General features: G+C 69.6%; 13 protein-coding genes. 6 read left to right on the top strand and 7 right to left on the bottom strand.

The genetic code is table 11. The annotated features are described in order from the left end of the window. Window positions 1-36: 36 nt before the first annotated feature. Window positions 37-954, top strand: a complete 918-nt coding sequence (pheA, locus tag NS4_RS10795) for a prephenate dehydratase (protein WP_063059394.1) — start codon at window positions 37-39, stop codon at window positions 952-954. A 139-nt stretch (window positions 955-1093) separates the two neighbouring features. Next, window positions 1094-1756 carry a histidine phosphatase family protein gene (locus NS4_RS10790; RefSeq protein WP_063059393.1) on the top strand — a complete coding sequence of 221 codons (663 nt, stop codon included), beginning with the start codon at window positions 1094-1096 and terminating at the stop codon, window positions 1754-1756. 7 nt (window positions 1757-1763) lie between these two features. On the opposite strand, the gene NS4_RS10785 is transcribed toward NS4_RS10790, so the two are convergent. From NS4_RS10785 to NS4_RS10765, 5 genes are all read right to left on the bottom strand, one after another. After that, window positions 1764-2594 carry an ESX secretion-associated protein EspG gene (locus NS4_RS10785; protein WP_063059392.1) on the bottom strand — a complete coding sequence of 277 codons (831 nt, stop codon included), beginning with the start codon at window positions 2592-2594 and terminating at the stop codon, window positions 1764-1766. Then, complete coding sequence (locus tag NS4_RS10780) at window positions 2591-3757, bottom strand: PPE domain-containing protein (protein ID WP_063059391.1); 1167 nt, start codon at window positions 3755-3757, stop codon at window positions 2591-2593. Before NS4_RS10780 ends, NS4_RS10785 begins: the two co-directional genes overlap by 4 nt. Before the next feature lie 159 nt (window positions 3758-3916). Beyond that, a complete protein-coding gene (locus tag NS4_RS10775; RefSeq protein WP_039821378.1) occupies window positions 3917-4249 on the bottom strand; it encodes a PE family protein in 333 nt (110 codons plus the stop codon). 171 nt (window positions 4250-4420) lie between these two features. Then, entirely contained in the window at window positions 4421-4771 is a 351-nt protein-coding gene (locus NS4_RS10770; RefSeq protein WP_063059390.1) for a metallopeptidase family protein, read from the bottom strand. A 13-nt stretch (window positions 4772-4784) separates the two neighbouring features. Next, window positions 4785-6041 carry a septum formation family protein gene (locus NS4_RS10765; RefSeq protein WP_084487104.1) on the bottom strand — a complete coding sequence of 419 codons (1257 nt, stop codon included), beginning with the start codon at window positions 6039-6041 and terminating at the stop codon, window positions 4785-4787. A gap of 147 nt (window positions 6042-6188) precedes the next feature. Between NS4_RS10765 and serS the strand changes: the two genes are divergently transcribed. The 4 genes from serS to NS4_RS10745 all read left to right on the top strand — a co-directional run bounded on the left by serS (window position 6189) and on the right by NS4_RS10745 (window position 11912). After that, the gene (serS, locus tag NS4_RS10760) at window positions 6189-7451 is read left to right on the top strand and encodes a serine--tRNA ligase (RefSeq protein WP_063059389.1); all 1263 of its coding nucleotides are present in this window, start codon (window positions 6189-6191) and stop codon (window positions 7449-7451) included. A gap of 159 nt (window positions 7452-7610) precedes the next feature. Beyond that, window positions 7611-9392: a putative bifunctional diguanylate cyclase/phosphodiesterase gene (locus NS4_RS10755; RefSeq protein WP_245665273.1), complete on the top strand. Its 1782-nt coding sequence runs from the start codon at window positions 7611-7613 to the stop codon at window positions 9390-9392. 176 nt (window positions 9393-9568) lie between these two features. Then, window positions 9569-10885, top strand: a complete 1317-nt coding sequence (locus NS4_RS10750; RefSeq protein WP_439955774.1) for an MFS transporter — start codon at window positions 9569-9571, stop codon at window positions 10883-10885. A gap of 55 nt (window positions 10886-10940) precedes the next feature. Continuing rightward, window positions 10941-11912, top strand: a complete 972-nt coding sequence (locus NS4_RS10745) for a DMT family transporter (protein ID WP_063059387.1) — start codon at window positions 10941-10943, stop codon at window positions 11910-11912. A 55-nt stretch (window positions 11913-11967) separates the two neighbouring features. Here NS4_RS10745 and NS4_RS10740 read toward each other — a convergent pair whose 3' ends face one another. Beyond that, entirely contained in the window at window positions 11968-14247 is a 2280-nt protein-coding gene (locus NS4_RS10740) for a heavy metal translocating P-type ATPase (protein WP_063059386.1), read from the bottom strand. 22 nt (window positions 14248-14269) lie between these two features. Then, entirely contained in the window at window positions 14270-15208 is a 939-nt protein-coding gene (locus tag NS4_RS10735; protein WP_063059385.1) for a DUF8832 domain-containing protein, read from the bottom strand. Between the last annotated feature and the right edge of the window lie 199 nt (window positions 15209-15407).

The following is a 15407-nucleotide window of genomic DNA, read 5'->3' as shown; positions in this document are numbered from 1 at the left end:
GGCGGGCAGGGCGCACGCACCAGTAGTCTCGTAGACGTGCCGCGTATCGCGTATTTCGGTCCGTCCGGAACTTTCACCGAGATGGCCCTCGCCGAATTCGAACGCTCGGGGTCCTTCGACGGGCCGGTCGAGCGGATCGCCGCGCCCAGCCAGTCCGCCGCCCTGGATCTGATCCGGGCAGGCGAGGTGACCGCGGCGGTGGTGCCGATCGAGAGTTCGGTCGAGGGTTCCATCTCGGCGACCCTCGATTCCCTGGCGATCGGTCCCCGGTTGCAGATCATCGCCGAGGTCGAACTGGAGGTGACCTTCACCATCGTCGCGCGTCCCGGTACCGGAATCGGCGCGGTACGCACGCTGGCGGCTTATCCTGTCGCGCTCGCGCAGGTCAGGCAGTGGGTCCAGCACACCCTGGGCGACGTGGCGCTGCACACTTCGAGTTCGAATGCCGCGGCCGCCGAAGATGTGCGGGCCGGTCTGGCCGACGCCGGGGTCTCGACCATGCTCGCCGGGGAGCGGCTCGGGCTGACCGCACTGGCCTCCGGCGTCGCCGACCACGAGCAGGCGGTCACCCGGTTCGTCCTGGTCACTGCCCCGCGGGTGGCGCCCGCGCCCACCGGTGCCGACCGGACCTCCATCGTTATCGAGGAACTGCCGAATATGCCCGGCTCGCTCATGCGCGCCTTCGCCGAATTCGCGACCCGCGGTGTCGACCTCACCCGTATCGAATCCCGGCCGACTCGCACCGGAATGGGCACCTACCGCTTCTACCTGGACTGTGTCGGCCATATCGAAGACGCCGCGGTCGCCGAGGCGCTCAAGGCGCTACACCGCACCGCGCGGATCCGATTCCTCGGATCCTGGCCGGCCACCTCGGCGACCGGTACTCCGCCGCCGTCGGACGAGGATGCCGCGATCTGGTTGACACACCTACGCAAAGGGGTGGGCGACCTGTGAGGCGATATTGCGGTACCTCCGCGACCGTTGCGGTCTCCGCGGACCGCGAGCAACGGCGTCGAAGGAGGCGCGGTGACGCGATTGCTTCGCCTTCACTGCGAGTTGTGTGGCCGCGAGCGAGCGTGACGAAGGAGGCGCTATGAGCGCGAAACTGATTCTGGTGCGGCACGGGGAAACCGAAGGCAATGTCGCCAAGATCCTGGACACGAAACTACCCGGCCTCCCGCTGACCGAGCGCGGCGCGGCGCAGGCCAAGGCATTCGGTTCGGCCCTGACCGCCCCGCCCCGTGCGCTGTTCCACTCGCGGGCCCTGCGCGCCCGCCAGACGGCCGGCTATATCGAGGCCGCCACCGGTGTGGCCGCGATCGAGCGCGACGGCGTACACGAGGTGCAGTTGGGCGCTCTGGACGGGCTGAGCACCAAGGAGGCCCACGACCGGTTCCAGGCGGTGTACCGGTTGTGGCACGAGGGCCGGCTGGACGAGCGTCTCGACGGCGGGGAATCCGCGCAGGATGTGCTGGACCGCTTCGTTCCGGTGGTCACCGAGCTGCGGACCGAGTTCCTCGACGGCAGCGACGGCGGTGATGTTCTGGTCGTCACCCACGGCGCCGCCATGCGATTGGTCGGCAGGTTCCTTGCCGGGGTGGCGCCACCGTTCACCACCAACAACCATCTGGACAACACCGAGACGATCGAACTCGTCCCGCGCCCGGACGGCGGCTGGGGATGCGTCCGCTGGGGTCGATTCACTCCGCCGTTCGGGGTGAAGGCGGAAGCCGGCGCCGACGACCCGATGGGCTGACGCCACATCAGGCGAGGTTCGGGTTCCGGGGGAACTCCGCGCGTTCGGGCAGCGAATTGATCAGATCCTGGAGCGCGATCCGGAGCCGGGCGCCGGTGCCACTGCTGAACGAGGTCCACTTGGTGCCGTCATCGGCCGGACTGGCCGTCGCGATGAACCGGCCCGCCCGGGTGTTGAATACGGCGATATGGTTTTCCGCGATATCGCGGCTCGCGTCGCCGTACACCACGCCGACGATCTCCGCGTGCGATTCGCAGTGCGCCATCGCCGAGGCGATCACCTGCGCGTCCCGCGGGGGATTGCCGACCTCCGCCAGCCGGGCCGCGGTGGCCGCCGGATCTCCCGCGTCGTCGAAGATGGGCACCAATTGCTCGGTGGGGGCGTTCATCCCGGTCAGTTCCAGCGCTTCGGCAGGGCCGAGCGCCATGATGACAGGGCCCGGCAGATCGTCGGTGGCCTCGTCGATCACATAGGTCTCCGGACCGCGCAGGGCGACGGTCACCAGATCGTCACCCTTCGCCAGACACATCCGGCTCACCTGCCCCGCCACAATCAGACGTAGCGCGACCACCCAGTGCGGCCGGTACAGGCCGCGGAGGCGCTCGGCGAGTTCCGGATGGATGCGCTCACCATCCAACAGATCCCGGTCGGTGAGCGACCGGGCCGCGGCGGCCATCGCGGCGTCGTGGTCGACCTGATTGTCATAGCGACCACGCGCATCGAGCACGACGGGTACCTCGTCGATTTCCAATGCCTCGAGGAGGTACTGCATTTCGTCGAGGGACAGCGTGACCGCCGCCAGTGTCGACGGTCCGCGCCCTGCTCCGAGCACTGTCACTTGTCCGCTCGTGGCGGTTCGCCGCCGATCACGCCGTCCGCGATATAGCGACCGTCGGCGAAGTGATCACCGCGCAGGTACTCGGCACCGTCGTGTTCCTGGTCGTCCTCGCCGGCGGCGCCGCGCGAATTGCCCAGCAGGGGACTGGTGGACGAGCCGGTGCCGGCCGGACGTACCGGCGCGGCCTCCCCTCGCGCGACCGCGACGGTTTCCGTGGCCCCGACCGTGGCATTCGCCGCCGGGGCGCCCCAGCCCTCGGGTACCTTCAGGCCACCGTGGTTCAGGCCGAGTGCCGAACCACCGGGCATCCCGCCCGCCCGGGTGGCCGCCGCGGCGGTGGCAGCTACGGCTCCGGTGACCATCGAGGGCGCCAGCGGCGCCACCGCAGCCGAGGCCGGGGCGGAGGTGGAGGCAGCGACGAGCGCGTTGGCCCCCAGATTGCCGACCGTGGTCACGCCGGTGGTCGCCACCGAGCCGGCGACATTCGCCGCCTGCGTTGCCGCACTGGCCAATCCGGGATTCTGCGCCAGCGCGGTGCCGGCGGCGGCCAGCATCTTCACCGGATCGCCGTTTGCCTCCTTCATGGCCTCTTCGGCGGAGGAGGAATCGACCTGACCGGCGCCGTTGGCAATCGGCGGCGGATTGAAGAACTCACCGGGGGTCAGCACAGTGGCGCTGATGGCCGCCTCGTAGGTCTCCATGGTGAGCGCGGCCCGCAGATCCAACGCGGCCTTGGCGGCCTCGGCCACCTCGGAGGTGCCGTTCAGGACGCCACCGGTGGAATGTGCCGCGACCCGAGCGGCATTGACCGCGGCGATCTCGGGCAGGCTCGGCATGGCGATCGAGGCGACGGTATAGGCGGTGGCCTGTGAGGCGGCCTTGGTGCCGAGGGTCGCGGCCATCGCGCCCTGCTGCTCGGCCCATCCGGTGAAGCCGACGAGCCGGGCGAGGGCACCGATACCGTTGACGCTCTGCATACCCACGCCGAGCTCGGCCATCACCCGGACGACGGTGGCAGTGGCATCCACCCACGCGCCGGTGAGCCCACCCCATGCCCCCGCGGCCGCGCTCATCGGAATGGCGTGCGAACCCGCGTTCAGCGCGATCGAATTCCCCTCGGCGAGTCTGGGCAGCCAGAACACCCCGGTGATACCTGCGGTCATGCTTGTTTCTCCCCTTGTGAACTATCGATGGTGAATCGGCGGTCTCGCCGCATCTGCGTGGTCACCGTGTTCCGCTCCTCGGCCACGGCCCTTCGTGGGTGGGCCGGCCGTGCCGCCGCGTCCGCTCCGGCCGCGGACGAGCCTCGCCCGACAGCATCACTAGACGGCGATCGACCCGAACGGCGCGCCCGTCAGCGCCAGCACACCCGCCGAAGCCGCATCCTGGACCAGGTACTGGGCCAGCTGGGTGCGCAGGATCGCGGCCGTGTGATGCAGTTCGAGGACGGCCTGGGCGAGCGAGGTCTGATGGGTGGCGGCGGCCTTGTTCATATGCATCGCACCGTGGATCGAGGCCTCGTCCGCGCCGGACGGCGCCACATAGGTGGCCGGAACGGTGGCCGCGGCCACCCCGGCCAGCCTGTCGGCGAGCAGATCCAGCTCGACCGCGGCGGCGAGGATGAGTTCCGGTGTGACGTCGACGTTGCCAATCATGTCCTCGACTCCTTCTGGTGGCGGCTCTTGGGCGGAACCACGAGAATTCCCCCTACGAGTAGATCGGACGCGATACCCCCGCCGGCGGTTCCATCGATTCCGAACTTCTTCTGTCGGCCCAGCCCCCGCCCGTGCATCCCCTGCCGGCTCGTTGCATGGACCAGACTGAGCTTAACCCCATCCCAGCTGATGAAGACGGTCTTCGTCAATCCCGAAATAGTGTGCGATTTCGTGGATCACGGTGATCCGCACTTCCTCGATCACCTCCGGCTCGTCGGCGCACACATCCAGCAGGGCGTCCCGGTAGATGGTGACGGTGTCGGGTAACGAGCCGCCGTAGTGGCTGTCGCGTTCGGTCAGCGCGATTCCGTGGTAGAGGCCGAGCAGATGCGGGTCGTCGGGATTGCGCGGTTCGATCAGGATCACCACGTTGTCGATGGCGCGGGTCAGCTCGGCCGGGATCTGGTCCAGCGCATCGCCGACCAGTTCCTCGAATCGTGCCTCGGACATGCGGACCGGCATCGTCGTACTCCGCCTACCTGGGCGCGGGACGCGGTTCCGGCTGCGGGGGCAGCGGTGCGGCGCCGGGCAGCGGCTTGGGGGTGGAGCGTCCGGAGTTGGGCGGAGGCACGGGTTCCTGGCCGTTGATCAGCAACCGGCCGCGCGCCGGACCCACGATCGGGGCGAAACCCTCCTGATCGGCGCCCTTTCCGATCATGCAGTCGAGTTTGCGGCTACCCGCCAGCCAACTGCGCACATCGATGAAGTCGAAGAACACCGTGAGCGTCTTGTCGCGGAGCACATGGGGGCCGCCGAGGTAGTCGTTGGTGAGCCGGCCGCATTCCTCTTCGAGATACTGGTCCTGATCCTCCTTGGCCGGTGGCCCGCCCGGGAAGCGCTGGGACAGATCCACGGTGGCCGCGATCTCGACCGCGTGCTCCTGAGCGCAGTCGATCGGATCGGTCGGCAGGTTCTGGCTGATGCCGAGGCAGACGCCGGGTTGGTAGACCTTCGACTGGTCGCCGTCGGACACCCGGCCGGTGGTGGCGATCGGGTTGCCGCTCAGGCCCGGCACCTGCAGCCCGCAGCGCAGGATACGGTCGCCGGAATTGAGCCAGCCGTCGTTGCTCGGGTACATCAACCCGACGGCGTAACGGCCGCGCGGATCGAGCCGCCCGTCGAGATAACGCTGCGCGGCGGGCACGCAGTGTTCCTCGCGGAGTTCGGTGAGCCGCAGGGAGTCCGGCCACGGCGCTTCGGGCCCGAATTCGGATCCGGGGTAGACACTCAGGTCGACGGTGTCGGTGACCTCGAAGAGATGGTCTTCGGCGCAATCGAGTTCGACCAGATCGGAATGGTCGGGTTTGGTCCAGGTGAGGCAGTCGCCGGTGCCGACGGAGGCGAACACCTTCTCGGCCTTGGCCACCGAACCGCCCGGGCTGCGGGCCTGCAGATTGGAATCGTTGTCGAATCCACTGACCAGCATGGTGCCCAGTGCCGCGATCACCGCGCCCACGGCGACCGCGAGCAGCCCCCAGCGCAACCGGGGCGCCGGTATCCGCCGCGGTTTCCCGCCGGTCCGGCGGGAACTGCCCGGTGCACCGGCGCGGGGCCGGCCGCGGCGTTGCCCGGCCGCCGCGCTGCGGCCTGGAGAGTCCGGCGATGCCGGTCCGTCCGACCGCGGACGCGCGGCATCGGTCCTGCGACCGCGGCCCGGGCGGGCGGCACGCGAGCGCAACGATTGGGCGCCGCGAGGGCCGCGCCGGCTGGTGGGCTCAGTTTCGGAGGACATCGCGGTCCATCATGGCAGCGCTGTACCCGAACGTGCCACGAACCCGGCCGATCGGGATGGCGTGCGTGTTGTCCGGAGCGCCTCCGCGGCCGGGCGTGGCGATACTCGGTTGAGGCGGGAAATCCGCGACCATTACGCTGGTCAGCCATGATCGACCTCCGCCTCCTGCGCGATGATCCCGAGCTGGTCCGCGCCTCGCAGCGAGCCCGGGGCGAGAACCCGGCCCTCGTCGACGCGCTGCTCACCGCCGACCAGGCGCGCCGGTCCGCGATCGCGACCGCCGACAAATTGCGTGCCGAGCACAAGGCCATGGGGAAGCAGGTCGGTAAGGCGAGCAAGGAGGAGCGCCCGGCGTTGCTCGCGCAGGCGCAGGAGATGTCGGTGCGGGTCAAGGAGGCCGAGACCGCCCAGCACACCGCCGAGGCCGAGCTGCAGGAGGCGCACCGGGCGATCTCGAATGTCGTCCAGGACGGGACACCCGCGGGCGGTGAGGACGATTACGTCCTGCTCGAGACTGTCGGCGAGGTGCCCGAATTCGATTTCACACCGCGTGATCACCTCGAACTGGGCGAGGCGCTGGGGCTGATGGATATGGAGCGCGGTGCGAAGGTCTCGGGGTCGCGGTTCTATTTCCTCACCGGGTACGGCGCGCTTCTGCAACTGGGTCTGCTGCAACTGGCGGCGCAGCGGGCGGTGGCCAACGGTTTCACCATGATGATCCCGCCGGTGCTGGTCCGTCCCGAGATCATGGCGGGTACCGGTTTCCTGGGGCAGCACTCGGCCGAGGTGTACCACCTGGAAGAAGACGATCTCTATCTGGTCGGTACCTCAGAGGTGCCGCTGGCCGGCTATCACGCCGACGAGATCCTGGATCTGGCCGCCGGGCCGAAACGCTACGCGGGCTGGTCGTCGTGTTTCCGGCGGGAGGCCGGTAGCTACGGCAAGGACACCCGCGGCATCATCCGGGTGCACCAGTTCGACAAGGTCGAGATGTTCGTCTACTGCCGTCCCGAGGACGCCGACGCCGAACACCAGCGGTTGTTGTCCTGGGAACGCGATATGCTCGCCGCCCTCGACGTGCCCTACCGGATCATCGATGTCGCCGCCGGTGACCTGGGCAGTTCGGCCGCGCGGAAATTCGACTGCGAGGCCTGGGTGCCCAGCCAGGGCACCTACCGCGAGCTGACCTCGACGTCGAACTGCACGACCTTCCAGGCCCGCCGGCTATCGGTCCGTTACCGCGACGAGAACGGTAAGCCGCAGACCGCCGCGACCCTCAACGGCACCCTCGCCACCACCCGGTGGCTGGTCGCGCTGCTGGAGAATCATCAGCAGGCCGACGGTTCGGTGCGGGTTCCCGCAGCTCTGGTGCCTTTTGTCGGAACCGAGCTGCTCACTGCGCCGAGCTGATGTGGTTGTGCGGCGAGGAATCGGGGTACTTCATATCCCCGGTTGAGTCGCCGCCGAGCTGATCAGTTGTTTAGGCTGTTCATCGTGCGAGGAAGCGGGTCTCGCGGCGATACCCGAACGCGGGTACGGGCCGCGTCTGGTGTGGCCACGGCCATGGTCATGTCCCGGACCACCGGGGCCTTCTACGTCATGGGCGGGGTCCTCGGACTGCTGGTGACCGCTCTCGCGCCCACCCAGGTGCTGCACCCGGGCGACGAGGGCAACCGGATGCTGGTCGGTTCGGCCGCCGCGGTCGCGCTGTTGCTGGGGATAAGCCTGCTCGGGTGGGGTCCTCGGATGCCGCACTGGCTGCACCACGTCTACGTCGTCGCGGCGACGGTCCTGGTGACCATCGCCGTGCATTCGTTCCCCAACACGGTCGCGGCGATCACGCTCGCCTCCTTCTATGTCTTCGTGGCCTGTGACGCCGCGCTGTTCTTCGCCTGGACACAGGCCGCGGCCCATATCGCGCTGTGTATGGCGCTGTGCCTGTGGGTGCTGCCGACCCGCGCCGGTCTGCCGTGGTGGTCCGGGCTCATCCCGGCGGGTATCACCTTCGGTGTCGGGGTCGTGGTGGGCATCCTGACCCGGATGGCGTCGGAGGCCGATATCGACACCCTCACCGGGTTGCTGAACCGCCGGGGTTTCGATCGTGCGCTCAATACCGCGCTGGAACAGGCCGATCGTTCCGGCCAGGCGCTGGCGCTGGTGCTGGTGGACCTGGACCGCTTCCAGAAGGTCAATGATCATCTGGGCCACCGCGCCGGTGACGCGGTGCTGCAGAAGGTCGCCGATACCTGGGCGGCCCTGCTGGGGCCCGATCAGCGGTTGGCCCGCTATGGCGGTGACGTGTTCGCGGCGCTGCTGCCGGGCACCACTGAGCAGGCCGCCATCCTGCTCACCGAGCAATTGCGTGCCGCGGTCAGCACCGGATGCTCGGCGGGAGTCACCTCCTGGCAGCCGGGGGAATCGGCGTCGTTGCTGGTCAGCCGGGCCGATGTGGGTCTGTACCGGGCAAAGCAGGCGGGTCGCAACCGCACAGTACTCGAGTCGGGGCACCGCACGCCGCTGGCCGTGGAACTGCGCGAAGCCATCGACAACGGCGCTTTGGACGTGCACTACCAGCCGATCGTCAGCCTGAGCGACGGCGGCGAGAAGGCGGTGGGGGTGGAAGCGCTGCTGCGCTGGTCCTCCAGCGCCCAGCCCGATGTCACCACCGAAGGGCTGATCCGGGTCGCCGAGGAGTACGACCTCATCGCCGACCTGGACGAACTGGTGCTGCGCCGGGCCTGCGCCGATGCCGCACAGCTGCAGGAGACTTTCGCCGCCCTGGAGCTCACCCTGAACGTGAATGTGAGTGGCCTGGAACTGGCGGAGTCGGGATACGCGGACAAGGTGGCCGAGATTCTCGAGACCACCGGATGGGCCGCGGAGCAACTGGTGCTCGAGGTGACCGAGACCGAACTGGCCGCCGAATCCGATACCGCCATCGCGAACCTGCATACGCTGCGCGACCGTGGTGTGCGGATCGCCATCGACGATTTCGGCACCGGGTACTCCTCGCTGAGCCGGCTGGCGACCCTGCCCAGCGACATCATCAAGGTGGACCAGTCGTTCGTGGCCGCCATCCGCTCCGATTCGCCCGCCCCGCCGCTGCTCGGCGTGATCGCGGCCCTCAGCAAATCGCTGGATTTGCAGGTCATCGCCGAAGGCGTGGAGACCGAGCACCAGGCTGCCGTGCTGACCGAACTGGGCTTCGCGCTGGCGCAGGGCTATCACTACAGCGATTCGCACCCGGTGGCCGAGCTCATCGGCGATATGAACAGCGGCCGCCTCGGCGGTGTGAACACCCGCGCGCTGGGCGATGCCGCGGCCGACGAGAACGGCTGGGTACCGCTGTGAGCTCGGGCTCGAGCCCGTAGGGACCCGCTCGCACAACGTCCGCGGTGCGTACGGGAGAAATCCGCTTGACCCGTACGTAGGTCTCGCGAATGCTGATCGCTATGCGACTGGTCTTCTACCACCGTTGAGTCCGGACCACGGATTCCGGCCGCAGGTCTGGACTACGCGCGCTCGCCCTGCGAGCGACCCTGTTCGCTGCGACCGGAGACCTGGTTCCCTATTACGCGCTGTACGCGCTCCTCTTCGCCGACCACGGCTTCGGTCCGGGGCAGATCTCGCTCCTGCTGGCCTTCTGGTCGGTGACGGCCTTCGTGTTCGAGGTCCCCTCGGGCGCGTGGGCGGATACGGTGTCCCGGCGTGGGCTGTTGATTCTGAACGGCTTGCTGATGGCGGCCGGTTTCGTGGTGTGGACGGTGGTGCCGTCCTATGTGGGCTTCGCGCTCGGATTCGTGCTGTGGGGTGTGGCCGGCTCGCTGCGCTCGGGAACTTTCGAGGCGCTGCTCTACGACGAACTCGCCTCCCGCGGCGCGGCCCGTGCCTATGCCCGGGTGATCGGTTACACCCGCACGGGGAGTGAGTCGAGCGCGGTGCTCGCGATCCTCGCCGCGACCCCGTTGTACCTGTGGGGCGGGTACGAGCTGGTGGGCTGGGTCAGTGTGGGCTGCGCCGTATTGCACACCGCGCTGGCCGCGAGCCTGCCCGTGGCGCCGAGAACCGTCTCGGCCGCCGAGGTGGGTGAGTTGGAGGAGGCGGATGCGGAGAGGGCCACTCCCGCGGTGATCGCCCCGGGCCCCCGGCCGGTGCCCACACGTCCGGGTGTCTCGCCCACGTCCGGGCCGGGAACGCTGGGGCGGTATCTGCTCATGCTGCGTACCGGTGTCACCGAGACGGTCCGGGTCCGGTTGGTCCGGCGCGGGGTGGTGCTCGGGGCACTGCTCTACGGGATCACCGCGTTCGACGAGTACTTCGGCCTGGTCGCCGGGGAAGCGGGCGCGGCCACGTCGTTCGTACCGGTCCTGGTGGGTGTGACCGTGGTCGGTTCACTGCTCGGTTCGCTGCTGGCCGGGCGGTCGGAAGCGCTTCCCGCGCGCATCCTGGCAGGGGCGCTGGGGGCGGCCGGTGTGCTGTTCGGTGCGGGCGCGGTGGTCTCCGGGCTCGCGGTGCGCTGGCCGGGCGAGGTCTACCTGTGCACCGGACTGGGTTTCGTCTCGATCGCCGCCGCCTACGGGATGGTGTACAACGCGGCGATCGTCGCCGAGGCCCGGCTCCAGGACGCCATCACCGGTCCGGCCCGGGCCACCGTGATGTCGGTGTCCGGACTGCTGGAGGAACTGCTGTCCCTGCTGGTTTTCGGTTTCGTCGCGGTGGCCACGCTGTGGCTGTCGGTCTCCTCGGCGATCGCGCTGCTGGGCGTCGCCATCCTGGCCCTGGGCGTGCTGACGCCGCGCTGGCTGCCGCCGCGACCGGAATCGGAGAGCGACACACAGACCTGAGTCGTGGGCGGCCGGTCCGGGCGGGGCGCCTCGGCCGCGTCGGTAGGGTGCGGTCATGGTTTCGCGGCGGTGGGGTCTGGGTTCCGGGTTGTTGATCGGAGCCGGGGTCGCCGTCCAGGGACGGATCAACGGTGAGCTGGGGGCGCGGCTGCAGGACGGGGTCGCGGCGGCGGTGGTGAGCTTCGGCAGCGGATTCCTGGTGCTGGCGGTGGCGGTGCTGTTCAGTTCCCGGCTCCGGGCGGGTCTGCGGGCGGTCCGTCGCTCGGTCGCCGCGGGGGAACTGCGGCCCTGGCAGTTGCTGGGCGGGTTGTTCGGCGGGTTGTTCGTGGCGAGCCAGTCGCTGACCGTCGCCGCGCTCGGGGTCACGGCGTTCACGGTCGCGGCGGTCTCCGGTCAGTTGCTGAGCAGTCTGCTCGTGGACCGGCTCGGGGTGGGCCCCGGCGCCCGCACTCCGGTCACCACCGCGCGGCTCGGCGGTGCGGTGCTGGCGGTCGGCGCGGTACTGCTGGCGGGCTCCGGTGGCTCGGCGCCGGCATCGCTGCGCACCTCGTCCTGGCTCGAAGGTGTCCCGGGACCGCTGCTGTTGCTGCTGCCCGCGGCGGCCGGCATCGGGCTGGCCTGGCAGCAGGCGTGGAACGCCCGGATCGGCGCGACCGGGAGCCCGTTCGCCGCCACGGTGATCAACTTCGCCGTCGGCCTGCTGGGTTTGCTGGTCGTGGAAGCGCTGGTGGTGGCCCGGACCGGTGCGCCCGCCGAATTCCCCCGCGAACCGTGGCTGTACCTGGGCGGTGTGATCGGAGTGCTGTTCATCGCCGCCGGAGTGCTGGTGGTGCGGTGGGTGGGGGTGCTGCTGATGGGGTTGAGCACGGTGGCAGGACAGTTGACGGCATCGCTCGTCCTGGACTGGGCGTTGCCCACTGGGGCGGGGCTGTCGCCGGTGAAGGTGCTGGGCTGTGTCCTGACACTGACCGCGGTGGTCGTCGCGGCCAGAGCCCCGGTTCCAGGGGACCGCGAACCCGTGAGCTGAACATGCGCCCGGGCCCCGGATGGAGACATCCGGGGCCCGGGCGCGGTGTGCTAGATCAGTGTGTGGGGCGGAAGTTCCGCAGCCGCAGACTGTTGCTGACCACGAACACCGAGGAGAACGCCATGGCGGCACCGGCCAGCATCGGATTGAGCAGACCGGCCATGGCCAGCGGAATCATCGCGACGTTGTAGCCGAAGGCCCAGAACAGGTTCCCCTTGATCGTGCCGAGGGTGCGGCGGGCGAGCCGGATGGCATCGGGGGCGGCGGTGAGGTCGCCCCGGACCAGGGTGAGGTCGGCGGCCTCGATGGCGATATCGGTGCCGGTGCCGATGGCCAGGCCCAGGTCGGCCCGGGCGAGCGCGGCGGCATCGTTCACACCGTCACCGACCATGGCGACGCGTTTGCCCTCCCGCTGCAGGCGTTCGATCACCGCGACCTTGTCCTGCGGCAGCACCTCCGCGATCACCTCGTCGATACCGACCTGCCGGGCGATGGCGGCCGCCGCGGTGGCATTGTCCCCGGTGAGCATGATCGGGGTCAGGCCGAGAGCCCGCAGACGGGAAACCGCTTCGGCCGAGGTCGGTTTCACCGTATCGGCGACCACGAGCACCCCGCGGGCCCGGCCGTCCCAGCCGACCGCCACCGCGGTGCGGCCCTGGCTCTCGGCCTCCCGCAGCGCCTCCTGCAGCGCCTCGTCGAGGTGCAGTGCGTAGTCGGCGAGCAGGCCCGGCCGGCCGACGACCACCGCGTGGCCGTCCACTACGCCCTCCACACCCAGTCCGGCACTGTTACGGAAACTCTCGACCGGGGACAGCCCGCTCGTCCGCTCCCGGGCCCCTTCGGCGATGGCGCGGGCGATCGGATGTTCGGAGGAGTCCTCCAGCGATCCGGCCAGCCGTAGGACTTCGTCGGTGCTCTCGCCCGCCGCGGCCACGACCGCGAGCAGCGACATCCGTCCGGTGGTCACCGTGCCTGTCTTGTCCAGCACCACCGTGTCCACCTGGCGGGTGGACTCCAGCACTTCGGGCCCCTTGATGAGGATCCCGAGCTGGGCGCCGCGCCCGGTCCCGACCATGAGCGCCGTCGGCGTGGCCAGGCCCAGCGCACACGGGCAGGCGATGATCAGTACCGCCACCGCCGCCGTGAAGGCCGCGGCCACCGAACCGCCGGTGCCGAGCCAGAATCCGAGGGTGGCCACAGCGAGCGCGATGACGATCGGTACGAAGACGCCGGAGATGCGGTCGGCGAGCCGCTGGGCCTGTGCCTTCCCGGTCTGCGCGTCCTCGACCAGTTTCGCCATCTGCGCGAGCTGGGTGTCCGAGCCGATCCGGGTGGCGCGCACGGTGATCCGGCCACCCACGTTCACGGTGGCGCCGGTGACCGTATCCTCGGGCCCGACTTCCAGCGGCACCGATTCACCGGTCAGCATGGAGACATCGACCGCCGAGGCGCCGTCGGTGATCACGCCGTCGGTCGCGATCTTCTCGCCGGGCCGCACCACGAATCGATCGCCGACGGACAGTTGTTCGACCGGTATCCGCTGTTCGGTCCAGTCTTCTGCCCCGGACCGGCGTAGCACCGACACCTCTTTGGCGCCGAGTTCGAGCAGTGCCCGCAGCGCCGCGCCGGCCCGCCGCTTGGACCGGGCCTCGAAGTACCGGCCGGCCAGGATGAAGGTGGTGACCCCGGCTGCGGCCTCCAGATAGATGCTGCCGGTTCCGTCCATCCGGGTGATCGTGAATTCGAAGGGATGGGTCATCCCCGGCGTACCGGCGGTGCCCCAGAACAGCGCGTAGATCGACCAGCCGAATGCGGCCAGGGTGCCGAGCGAGACCAGGGTGTCCATGGTCGCGGTGGCGTGCCGCAGGTTGGTCCAGGCAGCCCGGTGGAAGGGCAGGGCGCCCCACACCACGACGGGCGCGGCCAGGATCAGCGACAACCACTGCCAGTTGGTGAACTGCAGCGCCGGGATCATCGCCATGGCGATCACCGGCACGGTCAACACCAGCGAGATCAGTAGCCGGGTGCGCAGCCGGTCGGCGGGATCGGCCGGTTCGGTGGTCTGCGGTTCCGCGGTGGGCGGCTGCGGCAGGCTCGCGGTATACCCCGCCTGTTCCACGACCGCCACCAGGTCGGCCGGTGCCACGGTATCCGGGTAGTGCACCCGGGCCTTCTCCGTGGCGTAGTTGACCGTCGCGGTCACACCCTCGAGCCTGTTCAGTTTCTTCTCGATGCGATTGGCGCAGGATGCGCAGGTCATCCCACCGATCACCAATTCGACCTGCGCGGCCCGGGTATCGGTCTGCGCGGTATCCGGTGCAGTCTGAGTGCTCATCGTCGGCTCCGTTGGCCGGGGGTCAGTGCCCATGGCCGTGTCCGGTGGGTTCGGGGGCGGTCTGCGCGTCGTCCGGGGCGTGCCCGGCCGGGTCCCCGGCGGTCTCCGCGACGGGCACGGTGAACTCGCCGCGGTGCACGGCCCCGCCGTGGCGGAACTCGAAGAACAGCCGGTAGTCGCCGGTGCCGGGCGCTGTTACCGCGAAGGTTACGCCCGGTCCGGCCGGGGTGCTCCCGTCGCCCGGGTGACCGGCCGGATGGACGTGGAGATAACCGAGGTCGGCGGTCCGCAACGCCACGAGATGACCGTACGCCCCCAGATAGGGCTGCAGGTCGGTGACCGGTTCGCCGTCGCGGGTCACGGTGAAGGTGACGTCGGTGGCACGCCCGGGAACGACGGTGCCGCGCAGGGCGACGGTGTAGCCGTCCACGGTGACGGTGGGGTCCGGGGCCGGGAGTGGGCGCGGGGTGTACTGCCCGGCGACCCGCAGTTCGGCACCCAGGGTGAACGGCTGCCCGTCGGCGGTGACGAAATCGGCGAAGACCCGGTGGTCGCCGGCGCGGGTGAGATCGACCGGGGTGCTCCAGGTGCCGTCGGGTCCGAGCGCCGGGTGCAGATGCTGGTAGGCGGCGGTATCGCGGCGCACCAGGATCAGATGCAGATCTTTTTCGTGGTTCGGGGTGTACCGCGTCACCGGCCGGCCGGTGCTGTCCTCGATCCGGAACCGCAGGGTCGCCGCGCGGGCGGCGGTGGTGATCGGGTCGTCCAGGACGAGGGTGTAACCCCCGGCGCTGCTGGTCAGCCCGCCGGGGGTGGCGTCCGCGGCGGGCTCACCAGCAGCGGCGTCGTGGGTTCGCGGCTCGCTGTCCGCGGGGCCGACCAGGGCGCCGACGCCCAGCGCGACCCCGAACAACGCGACGAGTCCGAGCGCGAACCCGGCGAACTTTGTCGGCGTATTCATTCGATGCTCCGTTTCCGTGGAGGCTCCGGCGGCCCTCGGCCCGTGCCGCTCTCCAGTGGTTACGGTACCCCCCTAGGGTATTTTGTCAACAGGGCAGGTGGGATGGGTTGAATGCTGGGAGGGTGTCGGAGGTGTGTTCCCTGTTCGCGACGGTGGGGTGGACTTTGCTTGTGAAGGTGCTGTGTTTTTGGCGCCGCCT

The organism is Nocardia sienata NBRC 100364, from assembly GCF_001613205.1.
GTDB classification, from domain to species: domain Bacteria; phylum Actinomycetota; class Actinomycetes; order Mycobacteriales; family Mycobacteriaceae; genus Nocardia; species Nocardia sienata.
This window is presented reverse-complemented; position numbering and strand designations above follow the sequence as displayed.